Here is a 6,923-nt window from a genome sequence, read left to right as displayed (position 1 = left end):
GCCATCAGAGATGTGTATAAGAGACAGGCCGAGCGTGACATCGCCCTCGGCGAGGTCAGTGAGTTCGAAAACGTCCCTGGTCACGGCGTCAGCGCCGAAACGGACCGCGGGCGCGTCCTGATCGGCCGCCGGAAGCTCCTCGAGGACGAGGGGATCGACACCCAGCCGGCCGAGGACACGCTGACGGAACTCGAGCGCGAGGGGAAGACGGCGATGGCGGTCGCGGTCGACGGCCGGCTTCGCGGTGTGCTCGCGGTCGCTGACGAGGTTCGCGAGAGCGCAAAAGAGACCGTTGCGGCGCTGCACGACCGCGGAACCGAGGTCGTGATGCTCACCGGTGACAACGAGCGCACGGCCCAGGCCGTTGCCGAACAGGTCGGCATCCCCTCGGAGAACGTCCGCGCGGAGGTCCTCCCGGAGGACAAGGCGGATCACGTCGAGGCGCTGCAGGACGAGGGCAACCGCGTGATGATGGTCGGCGATGGCGTCAACGACGCACCCGCACTAACCACCGCACAGGTTGGCGTCGCCATCGGCTCGGGGACCGACGTGGCCATCGAATCGGCCGACGTGACGCTGATGCGAGACGACCCAGCAGACGTGCTCAAGGCCGTTCGCATCTCCGAGGCGACGATCTCGAAGGTCCGCCAGAACCTTTTCTGGGCGTTCATCTACAACACGACGCTCATCCCAATCGCCGCGCTCGGGATGTTGAACCCCGCGCTGGCCGGACTCGCGATGGCGACCTCGAGCGTGAGCGTGATGGCCAACAGCCTCTCGTTTGCAACCTACGATCCGCACGAGGACTACCGCCTCGCGGTGTTGAAGCCGTTTGACGCGCTTCTCGGTCGAAACTGACGGGCCTGTTGAGCCACCCGACACGTCAATCTCGCTATTCCTACGGGATGTCGCGGATGAATCGTCACTGCGGCCTGGACAAACGTCAGAAAAGCTGTATTGATTCCGGTGAGGAGTGTGACGCTTGCAACCAGGATTGGGAACAACGTTATGTTCATCAATCAACTGAAAGCGGATATGAACGACCGGGAGCCAGCGTCTCTTATTCCGGCGGCTGTAGATACCCTCCCGATCAACTTTGCAATCCTCGATGACGACGGGACAATCCTGTATACAAACCGTGCATGGCAGGAGTTCGGGGAGGTAAACGATATCGAACTGCAACCTGATACGATCGGAACCAACTATCTTGCGATCACCAGACAAGCGGAAACGGAGGAGGGACAAGCTGCTGCCGCCGGGTTATCCGAGATTCTAGCGGGTGACCGAGAACTTTTTGAGTTCGAATATCCCTGTCACTCCCCCAACAAACAACGGTGGTTTCTCATGCGGGCAGCATCGTTCACTAACGGTGAGCAACGATACGTCGCCGTTGCCCATTTCGACATCACTGATCGGTACCAGTATCAGCGGCGGTTGGAAGAATCTAACGAGCGTCTCCAGCAGTTCGCTCACGTTGCCTCTCACGACCTCCAAGAGCCGTTACGGATGGTCACAAGGTACCTGCAACTGCTCGAGAATCGCTATAGCGACGACCTCGACGACGACGCCGAAGAGTTCATCGAGTTCGCAGTTGACGGTGCCGAGCGGATGGAGGCGATGATCGAGGGACTTCTCGCGTACTCCAGAGTCGAAACGCAGGGGACCTCTTTCGATTCGGTCGATCTCGACGCAGTGCTGGACGATGTCTTGACGGACCTCAGTGTGCGAATCGACGAAACTGACGCCGAGATCACTGCTGAACCGCTGCCGACTGTCAGTGGTGACGCCAGCCAACTCCGCCAACTCTTCCAGAACCTGTTGGAAAACGCGCTCCAGTACAGCGGCGAGGGAGACCCCCGGGTGACACTCTCTGCGACACGTGACGGGGACGAGTGGATTCTTTCGGTCAGCGACGAGGGGATCGGTATCGATCACAAAGATGCAGACCGGGTCTTCGAGGTGTTTCAACGACTCCATAGCCGCGAGGAGTACGAAGGGACGGGGATCGGTCTCGCACTCTGCCGACGAGTCGTCGAACGCCACGGAGGCGAGATTTGGGTGGATTCCGACCCCGAAGCGGGGTCGACGTTCTCGTTCACGCTTCCAGCAGCCGATACGTGAACACTTCGGTCAGGGCGTTACCGGCGCATCCTCCGGTCCCTCGAGTAGGTCCGCAAAGAGCACCTCGAGTAGCTCCGGCGTCACGTAGGCCTCGACGAACGCGGCGAGGACGAGCAACAGCCAGGCGAAGAGGACGAACACCGCAGTTCGGACCAGATACGGCCGGGTGAAAAACGCGTCTCGCGAGCCGAGCACCCGCTGGCCGAACCGCGAGAGCAGCCGAAAGCCGACGCCCGCGGCCAGAAACAGCGCCGGCAGCTCGAAGATACCGTGCGGGACGAGCGCGGCGAGAATGAAGTCAACGCCGGCGATGTCCGCGGCAGCAGCGCTCACGTTACCCACGATGATTCCGTTGAACACCATGATGAAGGCCGTGAGCAGGCCGAGGGTGAGCGCGCCGCCGATCGCCATGAGGAACGGTATCGAGTTGTTCTCGATGAAGAACATCGCGGTGAACTCGAGTTCCCCGTTCGCCTGCTCGTCCTCGAGTTCGGGCAGCAGTTCCTCCTCGAGGAGTTCGGCGACGATTTCGAGCAAGTTGACGCCGGCGAACAGGAGGGCGATGCCGATGGCGGTTCCGACCGCGAACATGCCGGTAGCGACCCAGACCGAGCGGCGGTGTTCGACCCATGCGGCACTCAGCGTCTCGAAGAGCCACGGGGCGCTGGTTCGGGCGATGCCGGCCGCCGCGGCAAAGCCGATGCCGAGGGCCGTGATGCCGAGCACCGGTTCGATGGCGTCCTGTGTGAGGACCGTGATTGCGGCCGTCAGAAAGGCGGCGACCGAGAGCCCGACCAGAATCCCGAACCAGTTTCGGTGCGCGTTTGCACCCGGTGTTGGTCCGTCCCTCCCTGGGTCCCGTCCGGGTGGGCCGCCGGGTGCGGTTGGATCGCTGTCGCTGTCGGTGTCGGTGGCGCGTGTCGCGTCAGCGCGCCGACTCGAGTCCCCCGCAGAATCAGCGCCCGTCAGTGATGGATCGACGGTGATCCGTTCGTCTTCACCCTTGCCCTCGCCCTCGCTATCGCGCTCACGCTCGAGTTCGCGACTATGTGGCGGTTCCTCGTCTCGGGCGTCTGGCTGTTCGTCTGTCAGAGACTCGTCAGCCGTGCCGCCCTCGTCGGCACTGTTCATAGGCGCGATTCCACGAAAGTCCGGATAAATCCGCCGCCTCCTCAACTCTCGCTGCGAGTCCGACAGGGGGCTGGCTACGGGGTGGCCGTCGTGTCCCCTCCGAGGAGCCGTTGACACTGTCGCCACAGTTGCTGCCGGCCGCGAGCGCTGCGTGCAATTCGCGTGTAGTTTGCGCCGGACTGAAGCGCCCACAGCAGTTTGTAGCTCAGTGCTCGCTCGTCGAAGTTACTCGAGAGGGTCGCGCGAGCGGCGTACCCACGGCGGAACGCGGTCCGAAGCCGCTCGCGTTCGGCCCGCGAAAATCGGCGAGTGTGCAGGTCGACGAACCGCACTTCGGCTCTGGCGAGCGCGTACTCGGCGTGGGTGACGTGGGCGTTCCCCCAGTCGAGAATCGCCGTGATCTCGCCTGTCGGCGTGACGAGCAGATTGCTCGGCTGGAAATCCCCGTGCGTGAGCACCGGTCGACAGCCGTCGTCGCCGGCCAGCGGAACCGGCAGCGCCGAACGGAGTCCGGTTGGGGGATCGAGCGCGTGCCAGCACTCGAGTTCGGTCAACTCGAGTGCCCCGCTGTCCGAATCCCGTGCGAGGCCACCGACGCGGTCGAACGCGAATTGTGGGTCCCGTTCGCTGAGACTGTGGAGCCGTCCGAGGAGTGTGCCGGCCCGTGCGACCAGCTGTCGCCGGTCGTCGCTCGCGAGACAATGGTAGATCTTGCCTGCGTTCTGCCCGCGCCGAAACTCGTAGAGTGCCCAGCGATCATTGCGTGCGAGTCCCTGATCTTCGTCGATATCGACCGACCCCGTCACAATCACAGCCGGCACCGGCAGTGAGGAGGACTTGCTAACCCACTCGAGTACCAACGGCTCGATCACCTCGCCGGTCCAGACGCTCGCGCCCCCGAGTTTGCAGACGACACGCTCCGGGACCGCCGGCACTTGCCGATTTTCGTCACTGCTCGTCTCGAGTGCCACCACAAACGTCTCGGCCACCGACCCTGCGGCCGGCCGCGAACACGACTGGATCGGTGGAGAGGACTCGAGGTCGAGGGTGGACTCGAGTGCGGTCGCTGTAATCTGTTCGGCGACGGTGCTCGGCTTCATTCCCGAGTGAGCGTACGAGGGGGTGTAGGGTATCGGTTCCCCCGTGTTTCTGTGGCTGATGTGCCTGTCAGGGTCTGTCGACTCGTCGCATCATCGCCTCGCTATAGTAACAACTGCAACTATTTACATACTGATCGCACAGCAGTCGTGCGATCAGGTGTGCATTGACTTGCAGTGGCTACTATAGAACACACGGTCGCGCTCGCACACATCGAAACACGTCCCGCAGGTACAACTCGCTGGCTCCCGTCTCCCCGTTAATGGCACTCGGCTCGTATGCTTTTCCATCTGTCACGACGCGAGCCGCAACCATCGCTCGCGAGGTCGCCGGGCGCACCTACCACCGACTGGCGCGGCTGAACTACGACCACCGGTGGGTCGCACGGACGAACCGAACGCCAGCCGGCGAGTTCCAGTGCTACGAACTCTTCAACCGCCACGGCGCAGACACGATGCTCGCCGAACTCGACGCCATCTGTGGGTCGTCTGCCGTCATCTACGACCTCGGCGCAAACGTCGGTATCTATACGCTCGCGCTCTCGGTCGCCGCTCCGCAGCGCCGACTCGTCGCCGTCGAGCCCTCGCCAACGAACGCAGCGCGGCTGCGTGCGAACGTCGAACTGAACGACATCGGCGGGCAAGTGACGGTACTCGAGTACGGCCTCGGCGACGAACCAGCGCCAACCACCAGCCCGTTCTACCGCTCGAGCAATCCGGAACTGTCGTCGTTCGACCGGGAGAGCGCCACGCGCTGGGGGGCACGGGTCCGTGAGGTGGACTCGGTTCCGGTAGTGACTCTCGACGACCTCGTGCTCACGGACTCGCTGCCAGCCCCCGACGCGATCAAAATCGATGTCGAGGGGATGGCACCCGCCGTGATCCGCGGCGCACGCGAGACGCTTGCCAGACACGAGCCGACGGTGGTACTCGAGTACCACGAGGACGGACTGTCGGACGACGTTCCAGGCGAAACGAAGGGGGTTCTGCAGGATCTATCATACGAAATTCTGCCGCGCGAAGGCTACTGGCGCTGTGAACCCCGATGACGGGTGGAACGTTGCCGTGGGAGACATAACGCAATCGTGGTTCGGGCTGGCGACCTGGCCGCCCGCTCGCAACCGACAACCGACACGCTAACACGCTCGACTGCGAAACAGTCGAGCATGGCGACGCTTGCGATCACAGACGGGCGGGTGCTCCTCCCGGATGCGACGGTGACGCGTGCGGACGTACTGATCGATCAGGATGCGGGCGAGATTCTCGAGGTTGGCGACGATCTCTCGGGTGCCGGCGACGAGACGCTCGACGCCGCGAACGCACTCGTGACGCCCGGATTCGTCAACGGCCACTGTCACGTCGCGATGACCCTGCTGCGTGGCTACGCCGACGACAAGACGCTCGACGCCTGGCTGCAGGAGGACATCTGGCCCGCCGAGGCCGAACTGACTCCCGAGGACGTTCACGCCGGCGCGGAACTGGGGTTACTCGAGATGATCAAATCGGGAACCACCGCCTTCGCGGACATGTATTTCGAGGTTCCCGAAATCGCGGATGCAGTCGAAACGGCGGGGCTCCGTGCCCGTCTCGGCCACGGCGTCGTCACTGTTGCAGCCGACGACGAGGCGGCTCGTGAAGATGCGCAGACGAGCATCGACGTCGCGCGCGACCTCGACGGGATGGCGGACGGCCGCATCTCGACGGCGTTCATGCCCCACTCGCTGACCACGGTCGGCGAGGAGTATCTGGACGAGTTCGTCCCGAAGGCGCGCGAGGCGGGCGTGCCGGTCCACTACCACGCGAACGAGACGGCGGACGAGGTCGCACCGATCGTCGAGGAACACGGGATGCGCCCGCTCGCCTACGCTGCAGAGAAGGGGATGCTCGAGTCCGAGGACTTCGTCGCCCACGGCGTCCACGTCGACGAGAGCGAGATCAGCCTGCTCGCAGAGGCGGGGACGAGCGTCATCCACTGTCCGGCTTCGAACATGAAACTGGCGAGCGGCATGGCACCGGTTCAGCGAATGCTCGACGCCGGTGTTTCGGTCGGTCTCGGCACCGACGGCGCAGCTTCGAACAACGACCTGTCGCTACTCGACGAGGCCCGCGACGCGGCCATGATCGGCAAACTCGCAGCCGAGGACGCGAGCGCGGTCTCGGCCGAGTCGGTCTCGGAACTGCTCACCCACGCGACCGCGGACGCCATCGGTATCGACACCGGTCGACTGGAAGTCGGCGCGCCCGCCGATCTTGCAGTGATCGATCTCGAGAAGCCACACTTGACGCCGGCCCACGACCTGGTGAGCCACCTCGCCTACGCGGTCGCGGCGGCCGACGTTCGCCACACGATCTGTGACGGACAGGTGCTCATGCGCGACCGTGAGGTTACGACGCTCGACGAGGACGCAGTTCGCGAGCGAGCCCACGAGCACGCCACGGCGCTTATCGATCGCGCAGAGGCCTGAACCGTCTCGAACGCTTACGGAATCTGAACACTCAGAAGAGACGATAAACGTTATAAACTATTCTCAACCGGTGTTATGCAATCCAAAATAACACGAACGACCCAGAACT

6 protein-coding genes are annotated in these 6,923 nt (G+C 63.5%); 4 read left to right on the top strand and 2 right to left on the bottom strand.

The window, feature by feature from the left end; all coding sequences use genetic code 11:
* A partial coding sequence (locus tag C483_RS10465; protein WP_006653329.1) for an HAD-IC family P-type ATPase occupies positions 1 to 858 on the top strand: 858 nt, incomplete at its 5' end.
* A gap of 177 nt (positions 859 to 1,035) precedes the next feature.
* The gene (locus tag C483_RS10460; RefSeq protein WP_049912568.1) at positions 1,036 to 2,121 is read left to right on the top strand and encodes a PAS domain-containing sensor histidine kinase; all 1,086 of its coding nucleotides are present in this window, start codon (positions 1,036 to 1,038) and stop codon (positions 2,119 to 2,121) included.
* 9 nt (positions 2,122 to 2,130) lie between these two features.
* Here the strand turns inward: C483_RS10460 and C483_RS10455 are convergent, their stop codons facing one another.
* Both C483_RS10455 and C483_RS10450 read right to left on the bottom strand, forming a co-directional pair.
* Complete coding sequence (locus C483_RS10455; RefSeq protein WP_006653327.1) at positions 2,131 to 3,252, bottom strand: stage II sporulation protein M; 1,122 nt, start codon at positions 3,250 to 3,252, stop codon at positions 2,131 to 2,133.
* 74 nt (positions 3,253 to 3,326) lie between these two features.
* Positions 3,327 to 4,352 (bottom strand): phosphotransferase family protein, encoded by a 1,026-nt coding sequence (locus C483_RS10450; RefSeq protein ID WP_006653326.1) that lies wholly within the window; start codon positions 4,350 to 4,352, stop codon positions 3,327 to 3,329.
* A gap of 260 nt (positions 4,353 to 4,612) precedes the next feature.
* Between C483_RS10450 and C483_RS10445 the strand changes: the two genes are divergently transcribed.
* Together C483_RS10445 and C483_RS10440 are read left to right on the top strand one after the other, a co-directional pair.
* Positions 4,613 to 5,398, top strand: coding sequence for an FkbM family methyltransferase (locus tag C483_RS10445; RefSeq protein ID WP_006653325.1), 786 nt, complete (start codon positions 4,613 to 4,615; stop codon positions 5,396 to 5,398).
* Between the two features lie 117 nt (positions 5,399 to 5,515).
* The gene (locus C483_RS10440) at positions 5,516 to 6,814 is read left to right on the top strand and encodes an amidohydrolase (RefSeq protein ID WP_006653324.1); all 1,299 of its coding nucleotides are present in this window, start codon (positions 5,516 to 5,518) and stop codon (positions 6,812 to 6,814) included.
* Positions 6,815 to 6,923: the final 109 nt, after the last annotated feature.

This window comes from Natrialba hulunbeirensis JCM 10989, assembly GCF_000337575.1.
Classification (GTDB): domain Archaea; phylum Halobacteriota; class Halobacteria; order Halobacteriales; family Natrialbaceae; genus Natrialba; species Natrialba hulunbeirensis.
Note: the sequence above shows the minus strand (reverse complement) of the source record. Positions and strands in the feature narration are given on the sequence as shown.

Excerpts from the sequence above, each read along its gene's own strand:
- C483_RS10455 (WP_006653327.1), bottom strand. The coding sequence starts at position 3,252 with ATGAACAGTGCCGACGAGGGCGGCACGGCTGACGAGTCTCTGACAGAC.
- C483_RS10460 (WP_049912568.1), top strand. The coding sequence starts at position 1,036 with ATGAACGACCGGGAGCCAGCGTCTCTTATTCCGGCGGCTGTAGATACC.
- C483_RS10440 (WP_006653324.1), top strand. The coding sequence starts at position 5,516 with ATGGCGACGCTTGCGATCACAGACGGGCGGGTGCTCCTCCCGGATGCG.
- C483_RS10445 (WP_006653325.1), top strand. The coding sequence starts at position 4,613 with ATGGCACTCGGCTCGTATGCTTTTCCATCTGTCACGACGCGAGCCGCA.
- C483_RS10450 (WP_006653326.1), bottom strand. The coding sequence starts at position 4,352 with ATGAAGCCGAGCACCGTCGCCGAACAGATTACAGCGACCGCACTCGAG.